This window comes from Fusobacterium sp. (assembly GCF_032477075.1).
Taxonomy (GTDB): Bacteria; Fusobacteriota; Fusobacteriia; order Fusobacteriales; family Fusobacteriaceae; genus Fusobacterium_A.
In genome coordinates this window covers 1-20,854 of sequence record NZ_JAWDXO010000017.1, presented here as the reverse complement: position 1 = coordinate 20,854, position 20,854 = coordinate 1, and the positions used below count along the sequence as shown (strand labels likewise).

General features: G+C 30.3%; 19 protein-coding genes and 1 other RNA gene. 2 read left to right on the top strand and 18 right to left on the bottom strand.

The features are described from left to right. Nucleotides 1-33 precede the first annotated feature (33 nt). The 12 genes from E6771_RS08590 to E6771_RS08535 all read right to left on the bottom strand — a co-directional run bounded on the left by E6771_RS08590 (nucleotide 34) and on the right by E6771_RS08535 (nucleotide 12,201). Nucleotides 34-624, bottom strand: coding sequence for an XTP/dITP diphosphatase (locus E6771_RS08590; protein ID WP_316090861.1), 591 nt, complete (start codon nucleotides 622-624; stop codon nucleotides 34-36). 5 nt (nucleotides 625-629) lie between these two features. After that, nucleotides 630-1,394 carry a ribonuclease PH gene (gene rph / locus E6771_RS08585; RefSeq protein ID WP_316090860.1) on the bottom strand — a complete coding sequence of 255 codons (765 nt, stop codon included), beginning with the start codon at nucleotides 1,392-1,394 and terminating at the stop codon, nucleotides 630-632. Between the two features lie 32 nt (nucleotides 1,395-1,426). Continuing rightward, on the bottom strand, nucleotides 1,427-3,220 hold the full coding sequence (locus tag E6771_RS08580) for an ABC transporter ATP-binding protein (RefSeq protein WP_316090859.1): 1,794 nt from the start codon (nucleotides 3,218-3,220) through the stop codon (nucleotides 1,427-1,429). Then, nucleotides 3,217-4,290 (bottom strand): lipid-A-disaccharide synthase, encoded by a 1,074-nt coding sequence (gene lpxB / locus E6771_RS08575; RefSeq protein WP_316090858.1) that lies wholly within the window; start codon nucleotides 4,288-4,290, stop codon nucleotides 3,217-3,219. The genes E6771_RS08580 and lpxB overlap by 4 nt, the downstream gene beginning before the upstream one ends. A gap of 12 nt (nucleotides 4,291-4,302) precedes the next feature. Next, a complete protein-coding gene (locus E6771_RS08570) occupies nucleotides 4,303-5,106 on the bottom strand; it encodes an LpxI family protein (RefSeq protein WP_316090857.1) in 804 nt (267 codons plus the stop codon). Beyond that, complete coding sequence (gene lpxA / locus E6771_RS08565) at nucleotides 5,106-5,879, bottom strand: acyl-ACP--UDP-N-acetylglucosamine O-acyltransferase (RefSeq protein ID WP_316090856.1); 774 nt, start codon at nucleotides 5,877-5,879, stop codon at nucleotides 5,106-5,108. Before lpxA ends, E6771_RS08570 begins: the two co-directional genes overlap by 1 nt. A gap of 18 nt (nucleotides 5,880-5,897) precedes the next feature. Then, nucleotides 5,898-6,323 carry a 3-hydroxyacyl-ACP dehydratase FabZ gene (gene fabZ / locus E6771_RS08560; protein ID WP_005981279.1) on the bottom strand — a complete coding sequence of 142 codons (426 nt, stop codon included), beginning with the start codon at nucleotides 6,321-6,323 and terminating at the stop codon, nucleotides 5,898-5,900. Between the two features lie 27 nt (nucleotides 6,324-6,350). Continuing rightward, entirely contained in the window at nucleotides 6,351-7,175 is an 825-nt protein-coding gene (lpxC, locus tag E6771_RS08555) for a UDP-3-O-acyl-N-acetylglucosamine deacetylase (RefSeq protein WP_316090855.1), read from the bottom strand. A 9-nt stretch (nucleotides 7,176-7,184) separates the two neighbouring features. Further along, complete coding sequence (locus tag E6771_RS08550) at nucleotides 7,185-9,365, bottom strand: ATP-dependent helicase (protein WP_316090854.1); 2,181 nt, start codon at nucleotides 9,363-9,365, stop codon at nucleotides 7,185-7,187. A gap of 182 nt (nucleotides 9,366-9,547) precedes the next feature. Beyond that, an RNA gene (gene ffs, locus E6771_RS08545) (signal recognition particle sRNA small type) lies at nucleotides 9,548-9,647 on the bottom strand. A gap of 59 nt (nucleotides 9,648-9,706) precedes the next feature. Continuing rightward, entirely contained in the window at nucleotides 9,707-11,419 is a 1,713-nt protein-coding gene (locus E6771_RS08540) for a hypothetical protein (RefSeq protein ID WP_316090853.1), read from the bottom strand. An 11-nt stretch (nucleotides 11,420-11,430) separates the two neighbouring features. Next, nucleotides 11,431-12,201, bottom strand: a complete 771-nt coding sequence (locus E6771_RS08535; RefSeq protein WP_316090852.1) for an RNA-binding protein — start codon at nucleotides 12,199-12,201, stop codon at nucleotides 11,431-11,433. A gap of 208 nt (nucleotides 12,202-12,409) precedes the next feature. Here E6771_RS08535 and pssA point away from each other — a divergent pair, with 208 nt between their 5' ends. Together pssA and rpoN are read left to right on the top strand one after the other, a co-directional pair. Beyond that, nucleotides 12,410-13,210: a CDP-diacylglycerol--serine O-phosphatidyltransferase gene (gene pssA, locus E6771_RS08530; protein WP_316090851.1), complete on the top strand. Its 801-nt coding sequence runs from the start codon at nucleotides 12,410-12,412 to the stop codon at nucleotides 13,208-13,210. Nucleotides 13,211-13,347: 137 nt separating this feature from the next. Continuing rightward, entirely contained in the window at nucleotides 13,348-14,586 is a 1,239-nt protein-coding gene (gene rpoN, locus E6771_RS08525; protein WP_316090850.1) for an RNA polymerase factor sigma-54, read from the top strand. A 60-nt stretch (nucleotides 14,587-14,646) separates the two neighbouring features. On the opposite strand, the gene E6771_RS08520 is transcribed toward rpoN, so the two are convergent. The 6 genes from E6771_RS08520 to E6771_RS08495 form a co-directional block, all read right to left on the bottom strand. Further along, entirely contained in the window at nucleotides 14,647-14,946 is a 300-nt protein-coding gene (locus tag E6771_RS08520; protein ID WP_005947410.1) for a hypothetical protein, read from the bottom strand. Nucleotide 14,947: 1 nt separating this feature from the next. Next, nucleotides 14,948-16,300, bottom strand: a complete 1,353-nt coding sequence (locus E6771_RS08515; protein ID WP_316090849.1) for an acyclic terpene utilization AtuA family protein — start codon at nucleotides 16,298-16,300, stop codon at nucleotides 14,948-14,950. Nucleotides 16,301-16,319: 19 nt separating this feature from the next. Further along, complete coding sequence (locus E6771_RS08510; protein WP_316090848.1) at nucleotides 16,320-17,600, bottom strand: citrate:proton symporter; 1,281 nt, start codon at nucleotides 17,598-17,600, stop codon at nucleotides 16,320-16,322. Between the two features lie 282 nt (nucleotides 17,601-17,882). Beyond that, nucleotides 17,883-19,223, bottom strand: a complete 1,341-nt coding sequence (locus tag E6771_RS08505) for a sigma-54 interaction domain-containing protein (RefSeq protein ID WP_316090847.1) — start codon at nucleotides 19,221-19,223, stop codon at nucleotides 17,883-17,885. Between the two features lies 1 nt (nucleotide 19,224). Further along, nucleotides 19,225-20,019 (bottom strand): 5'-nucleotidase, lipoprotein e(P4) family, encoded by a 795-nt coding sequence (locus E6771_RS08500; RefSeq protein ID WP_316090846.1) that lies wholly within the window; start codon nucleotides 20,017-20,019, stop codon nucleotides 19,225-19,227. A 167-nt stretch (nucleotides 20,020-20,186) separates the two neighbouring features. Continuing rightward, a partial coding sequence (locus tag E6771_RS08495) for an autotransporter outer membrane beta-barrel domain-containing protein (protein WP_316090845.1) occupies nucleotides 20,187-20,854 on the bottom strand: 668 nt, incomplete at its 5' end.

Below are 20,854 nucleotides of genomic sequence, written 5' to 3'. Positions count from 1 at the left end.
ATCAGTCTTTTTAACTATTACATATTTTATTTTCTAACCTTTTAATATATCTTCCAGCTCTGCTTCAAGTTTTTTTAGTGCATTAGCTCTATGACTTATTATATTTTTTATATCCGGCATTTCTGCAAGTGTCTTTCCATATTCAGCTACAAAGAAATGAGGATCATATCCAAATCCTTTATCTCCTCTTGGTTCATCTATTATTTTCCCTGCTACCTCTCCTCTGAAAGAATAACTTCTTCCATCTGGTTTTCCTAGAGTAACCACACTTACAAAGTGAGCTTTTCTATTTTCTTTTCCTTGTAATTCTCTAATCAATTTCTTATTATTAGAATCATCTGTTGCATTTTCTCCAGAATATCTGGCTGAGTATACTCCTGGTGCTCCATTTAAAGCATCTACACATAATCCTGAATCATCAGCTATTGTTATCATTCCAGTATATTTTGCTATTTCCAATGCTTTCTTAGCAGAATTTGCTTCAAAAGTATCTCCATCTTCTATCACTTCTGGTATGTCTATCCCATCTTTAATAGAAAGTATCTCTATATTTTTTACATTTTTAAAAATAGCTGTTATTTCCTCTATTTTATGTTTATTCCCTGTTGCTAGAAATATTTTCATGATATCTATTCTCCTATTATTTCATTTTGAAGCTTGATTATTTCTTTTATTCCAACTTCTGCTAAATCTATAAGTTCATTGAGTTCTTTTCTTGTATAAGTAGCTTCTTCTCCTGTTCCCTGTACCTCAACAAATTCTCCCTTACCATTCATTACAACATTCATATCTACTTCTGCTGCAGAATCTTCAGTATACATCAAGTCAAGCATTGGAGTTCCTCTTACAACACCTACACTTATAGCAGCCACATTAGAAACTATTGGATTTACAGACAGAACTCTATCTTTCATAAGTTTTTTTACTGCTAAAGCCAGAGCTATAAATCCTCCTGATATAGATGTAGTTCTAGTTCCTCCATCTGCCTGAATAACATCACAATCAATAGTTATAGTTCTCTCTCCTAATTTATCCAAATCTACAGCTGTTCTTAAGGCTCTCCCTATAAGCCTTTGTATTTCCATAGTTCTTCCAGAAAGTTTCCCTTTTGCTGATTCCCTTTGATTCCTTTCTCCAGTAGCTCTAGGAATCATAGAATACTCAGCTGTAAGCCAACCTTTACCTTGCCCCCTCATGAAAGGTGGCACTTTTTCACTTACAGAAGCTGTACATATTACTTTTGTATTTCCAAATTCTATTAATACTGATCCTTCTGCATAAAGATTAAAGTTTTTTGTTATTTTTATATCTCTAAGGCTGTCTGTTTTTCTTCCATCTTCTCTTAATTTCAGAGTTCTTAAATCTTCTTCTATTATCATTTCTTTGACTTCCATTATTATATTTCTCCTCTTAATCTGCCAGTTTTTTATATTAATACTTTCTCTTCTATTTTTTCTTTTATCTTTTCTTTTTTTCCAAACTGTATTTCATAAAAATGTTTATACAATCCTTTGAATTCAAGCAGTTCCTGATGAGTTCCTATTTCTTTTATTTCCCCATTTTCCATTACAACTATCTTATCTGCATTTATTATAGTTGATAATCTATGGGCTATTACAAAAGTTGTTCTGTTTACCATCAGTTTATCTAAAGCATCCTGTACCAGTCTTTCAGATTCAGTATCTAAAGCAGATGTAGCTTCATCCAATATCATTATTTCCGGATTTTGTATAAGAGCTCTGGCAATAGCTATTCTCTGCTTTTGCCCCCCTGAAAGAAGCACACCTCTTTCTCCTACTTCTGTTTCAAGTTTATTTGGAAGTTCCATAATAAAGTCATATGCATTAGCCATTCTAGCTGCTTTTATTATCTCATCTTCTGTGACTCCATTTTTTCCAAAAGCTATATTTTCTGAAATAGAACCACTGAAGAGAAAACTTTCCTGAGGAACTATCCCTATATAATCTCTGTATTTTTTCAATGAAATATTTTTTATATCTATATCATTTACTTTTATAGCTCCATCTGTAACTTCATAAAATCTAGGTATAAGATTTACAAGAGTAGTTTTTCCACTTCCGCTTTTTCCTACAAGAGCTACAACTTCTCCTGCCTTTACATTCAGATTTATATTTTTAAGTATTAATTCTGGAGAATCATCATAATGAAATGATAAATTTTCAAATTTAATATCTTTTATTTCAGTTTTAAGTTCTTTTTCTTCACCATAGTAATCCTGCTCTAAAGGAACATCTAATATTTCTATTACTCTGTCTGCTGATGGGAGAGCTTCCTGAAGATCATTATTTTTACTTATAAGTCTTTTTAATGGCTGGCTCATAAGTCCCAAAGCAGTAACAAAGGAAATAAGATCTCCTGCTGTCATACTCTTTAAAATAATTATCTGATATCCCCCATATGCAGCTACCAGCAAAACCATTACAGTTGTTATTACTTCATTGATAGGAGATACCTTTGCTTTTATTTTTGTGCTCTTATATGATTTTTCAAATTCATCCTTACTTATAACTTTATATTTTTCAATCATATCATCACTATTATTAAAAGCTTTTATTACAAAAATACCAGAAAGAGTTTCCTGAATAAATGCTGTAACTGCTCCAGAAGTATCTTGTCTGATTCTCCCAGACTTTCTTATCTTTTTAGTATATTTCTTTACTGTGCTTATAATAAGAGGCATTACTATTAAAGCTATGAGAGCTAGAATATAGTCTACTTGAAACATTCTGAAAGTAAGAGCCACTACTGTAAGAAATTCTTTAAACATATCAAATATAATAAAGCCTATTCTTCCTAAAGTAGCAGAGTCCCCAGAAAGTCTTGCCATTATATCTCCAAGTTTATTTCTCTTGAAATATGACATTGGTAGTTTTTGAAGATGTGAATACACATCTATTTTTATATCTCTTTTTATTGTTTCAGTTACATAATTAGACGAAATAGAAGAAAAGTAACCAGTTACTACTTTCAATATAGTAGAAACAAATATTCCTCCTATTACCAGAGCCATCATTCTTGCATTTTTATTTACCAGTACATCATCTATAAGATATTTACTCAGCCATGCTGGAACTGCTCCCATTGCTGAACTTACAGCTGATGTAAATACCACTGCAGTCATTACCCATTTATATTTTAAACTATATCTTAAAAATGTATTTAAAGATTTATTTTTAAATATACTTAATTTCCCTATCATTGTTCTCCTTTAATCAGAAAATTTCCATAGCTCTTTACAACATCTTTTCCTGATAGTTTTTTTCTCACTTCAGCTATGTCTTCAGCTATTTTCTCTTTGGAATTTTCAAAGTAATCAAGATATTTTTCTATCTCTTCTGGATTGCATTTTTCTTGGAGTAATTCTGGATATACTTCTCTATTCAGAGTGAGATTAGGCAGGGAAACAAACCCTACTTTCAAAATATATCTTACTATAAAAGCATTTATAAAATTTGTTTTATAAACAACAATAACAGGAATACCCATCAAGGCAAGTTCCAGTGTTACTGTTCCAGAAGCTGCAATAGCTATTTTTGATTCTTTTACACATTCAGCCAAATTTTTATCTGATACTATTTTTAAATTTTCATATTTATTTAAATCTTCATTTATCCATTTCAGATGTTCTCTGCTGGAAAGTTTTAAAATAAAAATTTCATTTTTTTTCTTCTCTACTACTTTCAACATTACTGGAACAAGTTTTCTTATCTCCTGTTTTCTGCTTCCTGGAAGAAGAAGTATATTATTTCCAGTTCTTTCTATTATTGAGTACTTATCTACAAATGGATTCCCAAAATATATAACATTTACTTTATGTTCTTTATAAAAATCTACTTCCCAAGGAAAAATAACCATTATATGATCTGCTTTTATCAACTTTGTTATTCTATTTTTACCCCATATCCAAAGCTTTGGTGGTATATAATAATAAACCTCTACTTCTGGTATTTCTTTTTTTAAAAGCTCCAGAAATTTAAGATTAAATCCTCCATAATCTACAAGAATTACTTTATCTATTTTTTCTTTCTTTATAAAATCAATATATTCACTTGCTTTCCTTTTTAAGAAACTATATTTTTTGAACACTTCAGTAAATCCCATTATAGCCAGTTCGTCTATATCCTGTATTACTTCTACTCCTTGAGCTCTGCTATAATTTCCTGCTGCTCCATAAAATTTCAGATCTTTATCCTGCTCAAGCATAGCTTTCACTAAATATGAAAGATGTAAATCTCCTGAAACTTCTCCTGTAGATACAAAAAATTTCATAAAATTCTCCTTTTATACCTTTATTCCTACAATAAAAAGAGAGTGCTCTTCAGCAAGTTTTACAGCTTCATCTCTGTTGAGAAAAAGCATCTTTCCTGCTTCTCCAACAATTCCCTTTGCTCCTATCTCTACTGCTCTCTTTATAGTCTCTATTCCAACAGCTGGTATATCTACTCTCATATCCTGCTGTGGTCTTGACATCTTTACAATTATTGTTCCTGCTCCAGCCAGTTCCCCAGCTCTCTTTATAGTTTTATCAGTTCCTTCTATCCCTTCTAAAGCTATAACAGAAGAATCCTTACATATAACTGTCTGCCCAGCATCTACTTCACTCAGTGCTTTAGCTGCTTCTATTCCTATTTTTATAGTTTTCATATCTTCTTCAGAAGGTTTTATTTGTGTATAACATTCTTCTCTGAACATAAAGTTTTTCAAAAGATAGTTTTGTGGCAAAACTTTTATTCCATTTAATCTAAAAAAAGCAATAATTGCAAAAAGGAGAGTTTCATCTTTTTTATCTGGCAATCTTTTAAGAAGTTCCTCTCCATATTTATCTAATTTCATTTCTTTAAAAATAATTTCTTTTTCAACTTTACCAAGCATAATGATTTCTCTTATATCATTTAAGAGAAAATGTTTCACTATAGCTCCTACTTCACCTATATTAAACGCTTTAAAATTATTGTAACTTTTGATTTCAGGTTCAATAGTTTCAAAAAGACCTATGGGAAAAACATTAATCTTCTGCTTTTCAGCTTCCTGTAGGAAATAAAGGGGCAGCTTTCCATTCCCAACTATTATCCCTAATTTATCCATTATCTAGTTATCCCCCTATTACTGCTATTTATAAAGTCTAATAAATATTTTATATTATCATCTTCACCATATTCTTCCTCTACCTGTTTTATAGCTTCTTTCAAAGGAAGACCATTTCTAAATATGATTCTATATGCCTTCTTTAAATTTGACAATGTTTCATCAGAAAAACCTCTTCTTCTGAGTCCAATACTATTTAATCCTCTTACTTCAGCTTTATTCCCTTCAGCAAGTATGAAAGGACAAATATCTTGATTTACAGCACTTGCCCCTCCTATCATAGAATAAGATCCTATTCTACAGAATTGATGGATAGGGGTGAGCCCTCCTATTATTGCAAAACTATCAACAACTACATGCCCCGCTAAAGTGACATTATTTGCAAGTATACATCCATCTCCTATGATGACATCATGAGCTACATGGACATAAGCCATGAGAAGATTTCCATTTCCTATTCTTGTTTCCCATCTATCGTCTGTTCCTCTGTGAATAGTAACAAATTCTCTTATTGAGTTTTTGTTTCCTATAATAGTTTTTGTGGGTTCATTTTTATATTTTAAATCTTGAGAAGCTTTTCCAATAGAAACAAATGAGTAAATAGTATTGTCTTCCCCTATTTCTGTAATTCCTTCTACAACTACATGAGATTGTATAACTGTATTTTTTCCTATCTTTACATCTTTACCTATTACACAGTAAGGTCCTATCTTTACTCCATCCTCTATAATTGCTCCCTCTTCAATTATAGCAGTGCTATGAATATCTATCAAAATGAATTCCCCCTAATCTTATTTGTCTGTTATACAGAATGTAAATGTAGCTTCACATGCTAAAACTCCATCTACTTTTGCTACTCCATGAGCCTTTACAAAATTTCTTTTTATTTTTTCTACTTCTACCTCATATATAACTTGATCCCCTGGTTTTATTGGGCTTTTAAATTTAGCACTTTCAACTCCTACAAAATATGGAACTTTTCCTTCTACTCCATCCATTACAAGTACACCTAGACATTGTGCCATTCCTTCTACTATAAGTACTCCCGGCATAATTGGATGTCCAGGAAAATGTCCATTAAAAAATTCTTCATTGATAGTAACATTTTTCAATCCTTTTATTTTTTGCTCTTCTTTGTTTACCTCAAGAATTCTATCAACAAGTAGAAATGGGTATCTGTGTGGAATTCTCTTCATGATTTCTAAAGTATCTAACATATTTTTCCTCCTAAGATTTAAGTAAATTTATAAATTTTTCAATAATTTTGCAAATTCTATATCTAAAGCGTGCCCTGCTTTGACTGCTATTATATGTCCTTTAATAGGTCGATTCAATATTTTCAAATCTCCTATAATATCAAGCATCTTATGTCTTACAAACTCATCTTCATATCTAAGTCCTTCTGGATTCATTACACCATCTTTTTCTATAACTATGGCATTCTCAAGAGTTCCACCTAGAGCAAGATTGTTTTTCTTAAGATATTCTATCTCATAATCAAAACCAAAAGTTCTGGCTGGAGCTATTTCTTTCTTGTAATTTTCAAGATTTATTTCAAATTCTGCCAGTTGTGATTTCAAAAAACTATGCTCAAATCTAATAGCATATGTTATTTTATATCCATCATATGGAAGACCAACTATATTTTTATCATTCACTGTGAGATATATCGGTTTAGTTATAACTATAGGTTCTACCTCTTCATCCAGTTCTTTTATCCCAGCAGCTTCAAAAAGCTCTATAAAGTTCCCTGCACTTCCATCACAAATCGGAAGTTCATTCCCATCAAGTTCTATTACCAAATCTGTTATTTCTGCTGCATATAATGCTGATAAAAAATGTTCTATTGTATGTACTTTTGCTCCAAATTCATTTTTTAAATTAGTTCCACGTGTGAGATCAAAAGTGTTTTCTATGTCTAATTTTATTTCGTTTTTCCCTTCTTCAAAGTCAACTCTTCTGAAAATTATTCCATCATTTCCAGGAATAAGTTTCATGTCAATATTTTCCCCTTTATGAAGTCCAATACCAGAATAAATAATTTCTTTATCTAGTGTTTTCCTTTTCATCTTCCCTCCTTATCTAGTTTTTGTTAAAAACTTATCAGCAACTGCCATTGCAATTTCTCTTTTTCCATCTACAAAGTCTATTTCAACTTTTTTATCTGTTATTCCTTTCACTACTCCCAGTCCAAATTTCCTATGCATTACTTTTTCTCCAATAGAATAAGGATATTCTTTATATGTCTTATTCAAATCTTCCATAGTTATCATTTTTTTGAATTGATGTTTTACAGGAGTTTTTACTGGGTTTATTGCTTCTCTTTTAAAATAAGACTCTATATTACTTTCAAGAAGATTTTCAGGAAGTTCATTTATAAATCTCGACTTTGTCCTAAAACTTTCCTCTCCATACATAAATCGACTTGCAGCATAAGAAACATACAATTTATCTTCTGCTCTTGTTATTGCTACATAACATAGTCTTCTTTCCTCTTCAAGTTCTCTTGGTTCAAAATCTGCTTTTTTACCAGGAAAAACTTCATCTTCTGTTCCCACTAGAAATACTGTGGGAAATTCAAGTCCTTTTGAATTATGAATAGTCATCAGCTTTACATAATCTTTTTCTTCTTCAAGATTATCTGTAGCACTTACCAGAGAGATATTTTCTAAATATTCCCTCAATGTAAGGGTTTCTATTATTTTTTCCATTTCTGTAATAGAGTTTCTTAATTCCTCTATATTGTTTATTCTGTTTTCACTATCTTCATAGCTTGATTCTAAATAATCAAAATATTTTATATTTTTTATCACTCTAACAAAAAGTTCTGAAACAGCTTCAGACTCACTTATTTCAACAAACTCTATCATCATTTTATAAAATTCTTCCAAAACTAATTTCATATTAGCTGTAAGAGTATCTATTTCCTTAGCTCTTCCCAATGCCTCAAAAAGAGTAAGTCCATTTGCAGAAGCAAATTCATTTATTTTTTCTAAACTTTTATCTCCTATTTTTCTCTTAGGTACATTGAGTATTCTGCTTAGATTAAGACTGTCTTTAGTATTATTGATAACAGCAAGATAAGCAACTATATCCTTAATCTCTGCTCTCTGATAGAACTGCATTCCACCAAATATTTTATATGGAATATTAAATCTCAAAAATCCTTCTTCAAATAATCTTGACTGAGCATTCATTCTATAAAGAATAGTAAAATCCCTGTATTTTTTACCTTGATTTTTTCCTTTAATTATCTCTTCAATTATAACATTTACTTCCTGTCTTCCATCATTACATTGGAGAAGAGTTATTTTCTCTCCAGTATTTTTTTTAGTCCAGAGTTTTTTATCCCTTGCACTTGAGTTATTGCTTATTACAGCATTGGCAGCATCAAGTATCACTGAAGTTGAACGATAATTTTCTTCAAGCTTTACCACTTCTGCATTTGGATAATCTTTTTCAAAATCTAGAATATTTTGGATATTTGCTCCTCTAAAGCCATAAATACTCTGATTTTCATCCCCAACTACGCATAAATTTCCATATTTACTGGCTATTTTATTAATTATCTTATATTGAATATTATTTGTATCCTGATATTCATCAACCATTATATATCTGAATTTATCCTGAACTTTATTTAAAATATCAGGTATCTCCAACAGCTTTGCTGTGTTGATTAATATATCTGAAAAGTCCATTCCATTATTATTTTTGAGAGTTATATTATATCTTCTATATATTTCTGCCACTACTACAGCATTCATATTATATTTATTTTCTGATTTTTCATATTCATCAGGAGATATCTCATCTTCTTTCAATTTTGAAATAAGAGATACCACTATTCCCTCTGTAAGATTTTTATCTTTTACTACAAGTTCTTTCATGATACCTTTTACTACTCTTTTCTGGTCATCAGTATCATAGATAGTAAAATTAGCTCCATAGCCAAGCCTATCTCCATATGTTCTTAAGAGTCTTACTCCAAATGAGTGAAAAGTAGAAACCATTGTTCTTCTTCCATCTTCCCCTATAAGGTCTTCAACTCTTTCTTTCATCTCTTTAGCTGCTTTATTTGTAAATGTAACAGCTAATATTTTATATGGGGATATTCCCAGTTCCTGAATCATATGTGCTATTCGGTAAGTTATTGTTCTTGTTTTTCCAGAACCTGCTCCTGCAAGTATAAGCAGTGCTCCTTCTATTTTTTCAGCAGCTTTTCTCTGTCTGTCATTCAACTTTTCTAATATGCTCATCTTATTTTCTCCACTCCTTCTAAAAGTTAATTATACCATAAAACATCTACTCTTATCAATTAGAAGTCATCATGCCTCTATAATAACCGATATTTTTTATTTATGGTTACCATTTGAATAGTTTATAAAAAAAGGAAGAAGCTCTGCTTCTTCCTATGTAAGCTTTTTAAGTGCCGTGAAAACTGAAAGAAGTCTTAACTCATACCCGCAATAAATACCTTAGTGCTGCTTCCTTCCAGACCTGACACGGTTCGATAATATTACGCCATGAGATTCTTCAGACAATTTCCACGACGATTAATTATATCAAGTTTTTATAATTCAGTCAACAATTTTATTCCTTAAAATCTTTTAAACAATTCATTGAGTATATCTTTTTTATTTTTTGACTTTAAAAAATTTATTTGTTCCTCAATTTTACTAAGCTCATTTATTTGAATTTCCAATCCATCTTCTGATTTTTTTCTTATTTCTTCTTCTTTTGCTTTTAATATTTTTTCATACTCAGCAATTTCTTTTTCACTATTCTGTTTCAGATCCTGAATTATTTTCTTTTTCCAGTATCCATCTTTATCATTTAATACTTTCAGTATTTTTTCAGAAAGATTACTTTTTACAGTAACTCTTCTTGTATTTGAATTATAGTCATAGCTGATATCTCCATCTTTTACATCACTAAGAAGAGGAATTATCATATCTCTTAACAATGGTATTTTTATATTTAAAGAATCTGTTATTTTCTGTCCGTTAAGGTTCATATTATGTATGTTGAGTTTACCTTTTATAACTATATCATTTTTTGAAAGAACAGTCTTTTGTGAAAGTCCTGCTGAGCCACCAAGTACATATTCATTAAACTCTTTCAGCTCTTCAAGATCGACTTTTGAAATATCTACATTTACATATCCTTCTAAAGTATCAATGTTAAAATATCCATCCATTTTTCCTTGGCTGTCTTTTTTCTCTCCATTTAAAAAGAATGTTATATTGTCCTTATTTCTTGAAAGTCTGCTGGAAATATTATTTAATTCTCCATTTAAGGAAAAACCATATATTTCTGATGTAAGATCAAGTTTTTCAACATATACTTCCCATTTATTTTTTTGTTCTATATCCTCATTTTTTCTAAGTTCAACTTCTTTTAGAACTTCTCTGTATTTTACCACTATTTCATATATTTTCTTTTCATAAACTTCATTAAGATATATATTTACAAGAGAATCTAAGTCTTTTATTGCTATTTCTCCATTTTGTACAAAATATTCTACACTTTTTCCAACGGAAAATTTCAATTCAGGAGAATTTTTCATATCTTGCAAGTCTAATCTTATCTGTTCTTTTTCATCTTTTAACTGGTCATTTAATATCTTTGCAGATTCTATTATATTCTTTACCTCTTTGTCCATTTTAAAAATATCTAATGGATTTTTCAGACTTGTTACTTTTTTCAAATCCTCTCTTATACTTTTAAATTCACTGCCTTTTTCAATTTCTTTTATTCTTGTTTCCCAGTAATTTCTTTTTTCTTCTAAAAGTTTATTATTTCTTTCATATTCATTTTTAAGAATATTTTCAAGGTTCAAGTCATTCAATTTCATACTATTTAGATAAGAATTCTCTATTTCTGTCACTAATATTTCTTTATTTTTTTCTTCATCATCTGGAATAACCACTTGAGATGCATCTAAAGTGGTTTTTTCTTTTATTCCAATATTTCCATCTGTCTTTCTGTCTTTAAGAAAATCCACATTTATTATATGAGCTTCACTTATCAACACTTTTTTATCTGAAATATAAATATCATAATCAGCATTAAACTCTTCTATTGTTATAAAGTTTTTCATGCTGTCTCTCTGACTTGTTGCTTCAATATTCCTTACAATTATCCTCTTACTGAATGGAGAAAATTCAACTTTTCCTATATCCACTTTACCTTTGTTCAGTTCTGTAAGTTTCTTTTCTAAAATATTTTTTACTATAATATTTCTGGCAGCATATATCCCAACTATTAATATAATAATTCCTGCTGCTAAATATGTAATTACCTTTTTCATTTTTCAACTCCTTAGCTGAATTTTTTTATTAATACTCTTATTTTACCTTTTTTACTCTCACCTAAAACAGAGTCAACCAGAAATTTTCCCTTTCTCCTTATGGAAATAATGTCTTTTTCTTTTACCAGTTTACTCTTATCTTTATCAACATTATAATTCAAAGCTACATCTCCAGATTCTAAAACCTCTATTGCACTGTTTCTGGAAAAGTTCCCTAAAGCTGCTGTTATCACATCCAGCCTCAAAGAAGCTACACTTTCTACCAACTCCTTGAATTCTATTTCTGGAATATCCTCTGAAGTTATTTCTTCAACTTCTATAGGAATTTTACCTATCAAGTTAAGGTTTTCCTTTAAAAACGTAAATAATTCTTCATTTATTATACCATAACATATACCATCTTTTACAATCAAATCTCCTAATATCTCTCTTTTTAATCCTAAAGACATGATACTTCCAAGGTAGTGTTTGTGTTCCAGTTCTTTAAATTTTGATCCATTGACTATTTTAAAATATTTCACTGGAAAATTTAACATATCTGTATCAAAGTCCTTGGGATATATTCCTACCATTCTCTTTTCACAGTTATTATTAATACCTATAAAAGAAAATTTCACTTCCATATTTAAACTATCCAGTCTGCTCCAAAAATTAGGAGGATAAAAATACCTAGTATACACAGGGTAATCTATCTCTTCGCATAGTTCTATATCATCACATATAGCTCCTGTTAAAAATTCATCTATATCATAAAATACTGATTGAAATTTTTTTCTGTCCAAATTTTTCTCCTTTTTTCTTTTCTCTCTACTATATGATTTTATACGATTTTATTCAGAAAGGGAATACCTAAAAAAAAATTTTATTTGATATAAAATATTCTATATTTTACTACTTCAGATGCTTGTATTCAACATTAGATTGAAAAATTGTTTTTTTTATGTTAAAATTATATGAATATTTTTCAACATTAAGGAGATGAAAATTAAAATGGTAAAAAGAAAGTATATAGCGCCTAATGCAATCACTGCTGCTGGTTTATTCTTAGGTTATTTAAGTATCACAGCATCAATAAAAGGTGAGTTTATACGTGCTATTGTTTTTATTATATTAGCTATGGTTTGTGATGGTTTAGATGGAAAAACTGCAAGAAAATTAGATGCTTTCAGTGAATTTGGTAAAGAATTTGATTCTTTCTGCGATGCAGTTTCTTTTGGTCTTGCTCCAAGTCTTTTGGTTTATTCTATATTAACACAAAAAATAGCAGCCAGTCCATTTATTGTTCCTGTTTCATTCCTGTATGCTCTTTGCGGAGTCATGAGGCTTGTAAAATTTAATATCATTACAGTTGCTTCAAGTGAAAAAGGTGATTTTAGTGGTATGCCTATTCCTAGTGCTGCTTCTATGGTTTGTTCTTATTACCTTTTCTGTTACATGATAAATAAACATTTAGGAATCAACTTATTTAATATAGATGCCCTTATGGCTATTACAGTAATTGCTGCTGTACTTATGGTAAGTACTATGAAATTTAAAACTCCAGACAAAGCATTTCCTTTTATTCCAAAGAAATTTGCTGGTGTCTTTATTATTCTAGTAGTAATCACACTTCCTATAAGTTTATTTATAGTGACTTATGCTTATGTTCTCATTAATATTATGTCCCATGTTACAAAAAGATTCTTTGGAACTGAAAATTCTTTCGATGATAATGTTGAGATGGAAGAGATAATAGAAGTTATAGAAGAAGAAAACCCAGAAGAAAAAGATTTAAAAGAAGAGAATAAATAAAAGTATATTTAAAATATAAAGCAAGGACAGATTTAGAATATCAAATCTGTCCTTTTTGTTTAGAAATAAATATATTTTTTATTTTTCCAAATATATGATATCATATATATAAGGCTAAAAAAACGAGGTGATTTAATTTGGATTTTACATTAAAATTAAAACAAGAAATGAAGCTTTCTTTGACACAGGAAATGAAGATTTCTATGAACATACTTCAAATGTCTTCATCTAATTTAAAAGATTTTATTGAAAAAGAAGCATTAAAAAATCCAATGTTGGAAGTTACATATTCTACTCCCTCATCTAAATATAATTCTGATGAAGAAACTCCTTCTCCTTTTGATTTTATTATAGAAGAAAAAACTCTGATTGATTTCTTAGAAGAACAGCTTGGATATTTAAAAATTTCATCAAAAATAAAATCTATATGTGAATATGTAATAAACAATTTAGATGACAGGGGATATCTTTCCATATCTAAATTAGAAGTAAAAAAAGCTCTGAAAGCTTCTACAAATCAAATGAAAGAAGCTATGGATATAATCTATTCTTTAGAGCCAGTTGGTATTGGCAGTGAAAATTTAAAAGAAAATCTTAAAATACAGCTTATAGGAAAAAATATTATTGATGAAAAGCTTTTTTCTCTTATAGATAACTATTTGGAAGAACTTGGAGACAAAAATTACTCCATTATAAGTGATAAATTAAATATATCTATTGAACAGATAGAAGATTATCTTTATATAATTAAGACTTTAGAACCTATTCCTGCTCGAGGATATTTTGTAGGAAACAAAACAAATTATGTAGTTCCAGAAGCAAAAATAGAAATAATTGATGAAGAATTAGTTGTTACATTAAATGAAGAAGTTATTCCTAAAATAAAAATAAATAACTCATATGTATCTGCAAATTCATTATCTGACAAAAATAATATGTATACCGCTCTAAATTTAATTAAAAGCATTGAAAAAAGATATATCACTCTGGAAAGAGTTCTAAATCAGCTTGCTATAAAACAAAAAACTTTCTTTTTTAAAGGAAAAGATTTTTTACACACTTTAACTTTGAAGGATATAGCCAGAGAATTGAATCTTCATGAATCTACTATCTCCAGAACTGTTAGAGATAAGTTTATAGAAACACCTCAAGGTATGATTGCTATAAAATCTCTATTTATATTAAATTCAGAATGTCTTGAAATAAAGAAAGTCATAGAAAGACTTATCAAATCTGAAAATAAATCCTCTCCCTTATCAGATGAAAAAATATCTTTATATTTCAAAAATAAAGGTTGCAATATTGCCAGAAGAACTATAGCTAAATATAGAGAAGAGCTGGGAATTGCTTCTACCAGAGAAAGAAAAATAAAATAAAAAAGTGCAGAAATCATATCTGCACTTTTTTCCCCCCGAAATTGTTTCTATATAGCTTTTTTAAATCTCCATCTCTAGCAATGCTGAAGATAGGCTTTTACCATGTTTATCTAAAGCTAACGATCTTGTTACTCCCCCACCTAAAGCTTCATCCATGACAAAGTTTAAAGCCCCTAGATTCGGTATTTCATATCTAACTACTTCTCCATGTACTATATCTTTAAAATATTCTTTCACTTTTTCAGCTGTTACTTTCTCACAAATCAATTTATAATCCTTTTCATCATAAACTATAAGAGATATATTTGAAATATTTCCCTTATCCCCTGTTCTTGAATGAGCTATATCTAATAATTTCATTTTAAACCTCCTCATACTTAACTTCAACTTTAATATCTTCTCTAGGAACAAATATAGAACATATTGAAACTACTTCACTTACGCTCTTAGTTACTCCTCCTCCTCCAGATGGTCCATTCGTATAAAGAGTTTCTACCTCATTCACTATTTTAGTTGCTTCTCCTTTATTGACTGTTCTTCCTGCAACTCTTAACCTCACTTCTCCCAAAGCAGATGGGTCACATAGCTTTCTCCCAATAGTATCTCCATAAAGAGAATTTACTCCTAAAAGATCTATTTTCAATTCTTCAAATTTTACCCCTGTATATTCCAATCTCTTCTTTACAACTTCCCCTGCAAGAGCTGCTTTTGCATATGCTGTAGAACCTCCATAGCTGATTTCAGCATCTCCTATAAAGCAGTCTCTGTATCCAATACTTACCTTTAAAGTTTTTGGTTTTTCTTTTCCTGTTGCTCCAGTTAACAATACTTTATTTTCTCCAATTTCTTTTAGTGAAATAGTTGTAAAGTCTGCTGCTCCATCAGGTGTTAAATAATTTGCTGGGTCATGTATTTCATATATAAGCTGTTCCTTACAAGTATGTGTAGTTACAAGCCCCCCAGTAGTTTCAGTTTTTGTGATTACTACTTCTCCATTTTCACTTACTTCAGCTATTGGAAAACCTACATTCCACAAATCTTTTACTTCATTATATCCAGGTACAGCAAAATAACCTCCTGACACCTGAGCTCCACACTCAAGTAAATGCCCTATCATAATACCTTTTCCAATTAAATTATAGTCATTTATATCCCAACCAAATTCATAAATTAATGGAGCCATAAATATTGCTGGGTCAGCACAACGACCAGTCACTACTATATCTGCACCATTTTTTAATGCTTCTACTATTCCATCAGCACCTAAATACACATTAGCAGAGAGTAACTTATCTTCCAGATTTTTTAAAGGCATTCCTAATTCCAGTATTTCACGATCAAGATATTTTCCAAGATGTTCAGATATATCATCACCAAGCACAGCTGCTAATTTAAGATTTTTTATTCCCATAGATTCTGCCATTGATTTTATTTTTTTAATAGCACTTAAAGGATTTGCTGCTCCCATATTAGTTATTACTTTTATTTTTTTCTCTGAACATATAGGAAGTATTTTTTCAAATCTATATTCAAGGAGACCATTGTACCCCTTATTTGAATCTTTCAATTTTTCCTGTTGAGCTATTGCTATTGTTCTTTCTGCAAGACATTCAAAAACTATATAGTCTATATTTCCATTGAGCATTAAATCTACAGCTGGTTCTATTCTGTCTCCAGCATATCCTGCTCCTGAACCAATTCTTATTTTTTTCATTTTAACCTCCTGAAGTTAATTATCTATATAAAGCACCTGTTATTACTGCTACTACAAGCATTACTATTGTAGTTAAAAACGCATATGGAATTGTTTTCTTTTGATGTTCTCCAAGCTCTACTCCTGTCAATCCTACTAAAAGGAAAGTTGAAGCTGTAAGTGGACTTACTGGGAATCCAGTTGTCATTTGCCCTAATATAGCTGCTCTTCCAACTGCTATTGCTGAACTTCCAAATTCCTGTGCTGTAGTTGCAAGAACTGGCATTACTCCAAAATAGAATGAATCTGGGTCAAATAATAAACTTGCAGGCATACTGATTACTCCTGTAATGACTGCCATATAGCTTCCTAATGATTGTGGAATTGTTTTTACTATAACAGTAGACATCTCTGTTATCATTCCAGATTTCTGCATAATTCCAATGAATGCTCCTGCTGCAAACAGTATACTTGCCATCATAAGAGCTGCTTTTGCATGGGCATCTACTCTTTCTTTCTGCTCTTTTACAGATGGGAAGTTTATCACTATTGAAATACAGAAGGCAATCATAAATACAACTGTTGGTGATAATTTTCCAGAAACAAGAACTACTATTGCCACTATTATTGTTAAAATATTTACAATAAAGTTTTTGCTTTCTTTCTTTTCTCCAAGATTACTTGTATCAATTTCTACATTCTCTATATTTCCTAATCTTATTCTCTCATCTCTTCCAAGTTTAAAAGCTACAAAAAGAACGAATAATATTCCTGCCAGAACAGGTATAAGTAAAGGATTAAAAAGTTCTGTTACAGGTATTTTTAAAGAAGTTGCTGCTCTGATAGTAGGTCCTCCCCATGGAAGAATATTCATTACCCCTGCACCTAAAGCCACTATTGTGGCTAAAGTAGTTTTTCTCATTCCCAATGCTTCATATAATGGAAGCATTGCTGGAACTGTTACCAGAAATGTTACTGCTCCTGACCCATCTAAATGAACTATCATAGCTAATATTGCTGTTCCTATTGCTATTTTTATCGGGTCCTTACCAACAATTTTTAAAATTTTATCAATAATTGGCTGAAAAGTTCCTGCATCTGTAAGAATACCAAAAAATAAAATTGCAAATATAAACATAGTTCCAGTTGGAGCTATTGATTTTACCCCTTCATTGATGTATTTCCCAATGTCTAACCCATGCCCTCCTATAAGTGCTGTAATTACTGGCACTGATATAAGTGCTACTAATGGAGACATTTTTTTTGTCATTATTACTGCCAACAAAACAATAATTGTTATAAATCCTAAAGCCGCTACCATATTTTCCTCCCTTGTTTTATTAATTCTATATTTTCTTTTGCCGAAGTATAAAGCAATTTTTATGCCATAATAAATATTTTTTTATTCTCTCCATTTTTAACTGATTAGGAGATTTATAATAAATTTTCCAAGAAAAAAATTCTAATTTTTTAGAAATAAAAATCTGAGTGAATAATTTTATTCACTCAGATTAATAATTTTATATGCATAATATTCTTTAATATTAATTTCTAATTTTTTAGAAAAATATATGATTTAATTTCTAATTTTTTAGAAAATATTCTATTTTTCAAGTTTATTGTATAAGGTAGCAAGAGAAATCTTCAATGCTTTAGCTGCTTTTTTCTTTCCTTCTACATCATCTCCATATATTTCTATTGCCTTTTTTAGATAATTTTGTTCAGCTTCTCTAACTATCTCGTTAAGGGGAAAAATAACTTCACTTTCTTTTAAATTATTTTTTATAGTTATTGGAAGATGTTCAGCTCTTATTTCATTTCCTTCAACCATATTAAATGTAAATTCAATGATATTTTTTAATTCTCTGATATTTCCTGGCCAGTCATATTCTTTCAAAACTTTTAATGCACTCTCATTTAATTTTACCTCTTTTTTGTATTTCATAGAGAGATCTGAAAGAAATTTTTTAGCTATTGATTTTATATCATTTCTCTTTTCTCTCAATGGAAGTATGGATACAGGCATTATTGCTATTCTGTAATAAAGGTCTCTTCTGAAAGTGTTCTCTTCTATCATTTGTTCCAGATTTTTATTAGTAGCACAAATCAGTCTTACATCTATTGGTATTTCCTTTGACCCACCTATTTTTCTTATACTTTTTTCCTGAAGTACTCTAAGAAGTTTTCCCTGCAGTCCATATTCAAGTTCACCTATTTCATCTAAAAACAGAGTTCCTCCCTGTGCAAGTTGAAACAGTCCAGTTTTTCCATTTTTCTTTGCTCCAGTAAAAGACCCTTCTTCATAGCCAAAAAGCTCACTTTCTATGAGATTTTTTTCAAAAGAGGCACAATTTACAGGAATAAATGGAAAATCCTTTCTTGGGCTGAAATTATGAATAGCACTTGCATAAAGTTCTTTTCCAGTTCCGCTTTCTCCTGTTATCAGCACATTGGAGTCAGCTAGAGCTATTCTCTTAGCAAAATCCTTTATCTCTATGCTTTTTTCATCTGCAGCTATAATATCATCAAAACTATATTTTCCATTTCCTAATGTTTTTACATGTTCTTTTAAATTTTGAATTATTATTTTAGAAAGATTAAGTTTTTCTGTAAGTTTATAAATATCTACCAACTCATTAAGAAGAGATATTCCCCCTATGACTTTTCCATTTTCATAAATGGGCACCATATTTACAAGATACTCTACCTCTCCCATCTTTCTATGAGCTCCCAATTCCATTTTTTCATTTTTCACCACACTAGTAAGCCTGCTTCCAGGACGTACTTCAGAAAGATATTTTCCTATTATATCTTTTTCTTCCACTTTCGTAATTCTTGTATAAGCAGGATTTATATATCTCACTATTCCATCTTTATCTACTATAAGTATTCCATCATACAGTGAATCAAATATAAGTTTTGCTTGTCCTGTTATTTGTATCATATTATTCTCCATTCCATATTTTCAAACTTTTATATCTCAATTGAAGTTTCTCTTCTGGATTTTTTTTCCAATAATCTTTATACAGTCCCCCCTCCCAATCACCATACATAGGATTAGGAAAAACTATATACTCAACTCCATATTTATCTCTATTTTTATCTACATATTCTTTTCTTTCAGTATTATCTTTTCTTCTGACTTCAGAATCAAAATCATTTAAATTATCCCCAAGAAGCATTACTATTTCATATCCATTTTTCTCTATCTGTTCTCTTCTTCCTTTTTTATCAGAATTATCTTTTACCAGTAAAAGTGTTTCTTCTGTAACTTCAGGAAACCCCAGAGTTATTAAATTTTCTTTTATTGCATCAAATTCTTTGTGTGAGCGGTTAGATATATAGAACATCTTTCCCCCATTATCATTTATATACTTTGAAAATTCAACTGCTCCAGGTACTGCTTCTGCCTCCTTTGCCTGAGCCCATTTATGCCATGCCTCTGAATTATATGTAACTCCGTTTTTTATCTGCCACCCTGCCATTTTTCCATTATCCACCAATGTTTCATCTAAATCAGCTATCACTGCTTTTATCTTTCCATCTTTTACTTCCATATTGTCAAAAGATAACTTTGCTGTATTAAAAGCCTGATATACCAATGCTCTATATTCTCCTGACTGCTGCATCCAGATAGTTCCAAGCATCATTTGATCAGTAAGTCTTTTTATATCACTGTCTGATTCTTTTCCAAATAAAAGACCTGTAACTATGAATAGTCCCAAAATTATTTTTTTCAATTTTATGCCTCCAGTTTATTTATAGATTTTCATATTAAATTATACTATAAAGAACCTCTTATTACAAAAATACATTTTTATTATTAATAAAAAAATACTCTCTTTATAAAAAGTAATTTATCTGCCTTTTATAAAGAGAGTTTGCTGTTTTATTATTTTTATTTATTTTAGAACTTATATCCCAGCCCTGCTCCTACTATCCATTCACCTTTTGTTTTGTTTTTACCTGTTCCATTATGTGAATCTCTTTCCACTGCATAAGTTCCCTTTAGATCAAAGAGCATTCCACTTTCAAGTTCAAGAGCATATTTTGCATTTAATCCTATGCTGTGTTCATTCTTGTGAGCAACTAAGATATCAAAGTCACTTCCACCTTTAAATCTTCCTGTGATATATTCCTCATCTGCTCCACTTAGTATTCTTGTATAACTTACCCCTGCTGACAGTGTACTCTTTCCTTTTTCATGTGGTATTACTTTTTTAAGGTCTATTCCCACTTTTGCTGTTGTATAATCAAATGATTTTGAATCTGTTTCTATAGCCAGAGTTTTGTTTCCCTCATCTGCTCCATCTTGGTCTATATAAGTATATGACAGTGTTCCATATGGTTCTAGGAATAGATTATCTCCTATTGGGTTGGAATATCTTCCATTTAGATAGATATCATATGTCATATCATTATAGTTATCTGAATATTTCATCACAGATTCTCCTATGCTTGAAGCTACCCTGTTTACTGCTATTCTGTCTATATCATAATCTCCATACTGGAATCCCACTCCTGCTGTTACTTTCAGATTACCAACATACTTCTTAGCATATGCTCCCATATACA

Excerpts from the sequence above, each read along its gene's own strand:
- E6771_RS08590 (WP_316090861.1), bottom strand. The coding sequence starts at position 624 with ATGAAAATATTTCTAGCAACAGGGAATAAACATAAAATAGAGGAAATA.
- rph (WP_316090860.1), bottom strand. The coding sequence starts at position 1,394 with ATGGAAGTCAAAGAAATGATAATAGAAGAAGATTTAAGAACTCTGAAA.
- E6771_RS08580 (WP_316090859.1), bottom strand. The coding sequence starts at position 3,220 with ATGATAGGGAAATTAAGTATATTTAAAAATAAATCTTTAAATACATTT.
- lpxB (WP_316090858.1), bottom strand. The coding sequence starts at position 4,290 with ATGAAATTTTTTGTATCTACAGGAGAAGTTTCAGGAGATTTACATCTT.
- E6771_RS08570 (WP_316090857.1), bottom strand. The coding sequence starts at position 5,106 with ATGGATAAATTAGGGATAATAGTTGGGAATGGAAAGCTGCCCCTTTAT.
- fabZ (WP_005981279.1), bottom strand. The coding sequence starts at position 6,323 with ATGTTAGATACTTTAGAAATCATGAAGAGAATTCCACACAGATACCCA.
- lpxC (WP_316090855.1), bottom strand. The coding sequence starts at position 7,175 with ATGAAAAGGAAAACACTAGATAAAGAAATTATTTATTCTGGTATTGGA.
- E6771_RS08550 (WP_316090854.1), bottom strand. The coding sequence starts at position 9,365 with ATGAGCATATTAGAAAAGTTGAATGACAGACAGAGAAAAGCTGCTGAA.
- E6771_RS08540 (WP_316090853.1), bottom strand. The coding sequence starts at position 11,419 with ATGAAAAAGGTAATTACATATTTAGCAGCAGGAATTATTATATTAATA.
- pssA (WP_316090851.1), top strand. The coding sequence starts at position 12,410 with ATGGTAAAAAGAAAGTATATAGCGCCTAATGCAATCACTGCTGCTGGT.
- E6771_RS08520 (WP_005947410.1), bottom strand. The coding sequence starts at position 14,946 with ATGAAATTATTAGATATAGCTCATTCAAGAACAGGGGATAAGGGAAAT.
- E6771_RS08515 (WP_316090849.1), bottom strand. The coding sequence starts at position 16,300 with ATGAAAAAAATAAGAATTGGTTCAGGAGCAGGATATGCTGGAGACAGA.
- E6771_RS08510 (WP_316090848.1), bottom strand. The coding sequence starts at position 17,600 with ATGGTAGCGGCTTTAGGATTTATAACAATTATTGTTTTGTTGGCAGTA.
- E6771_RS08505 (WP_316090847.1), bottom strand. The coding sequence starts at position 19,223 with ATGATACAAATAACAGGACAAGCAAAACTTATATTTGATTCACTGTAT.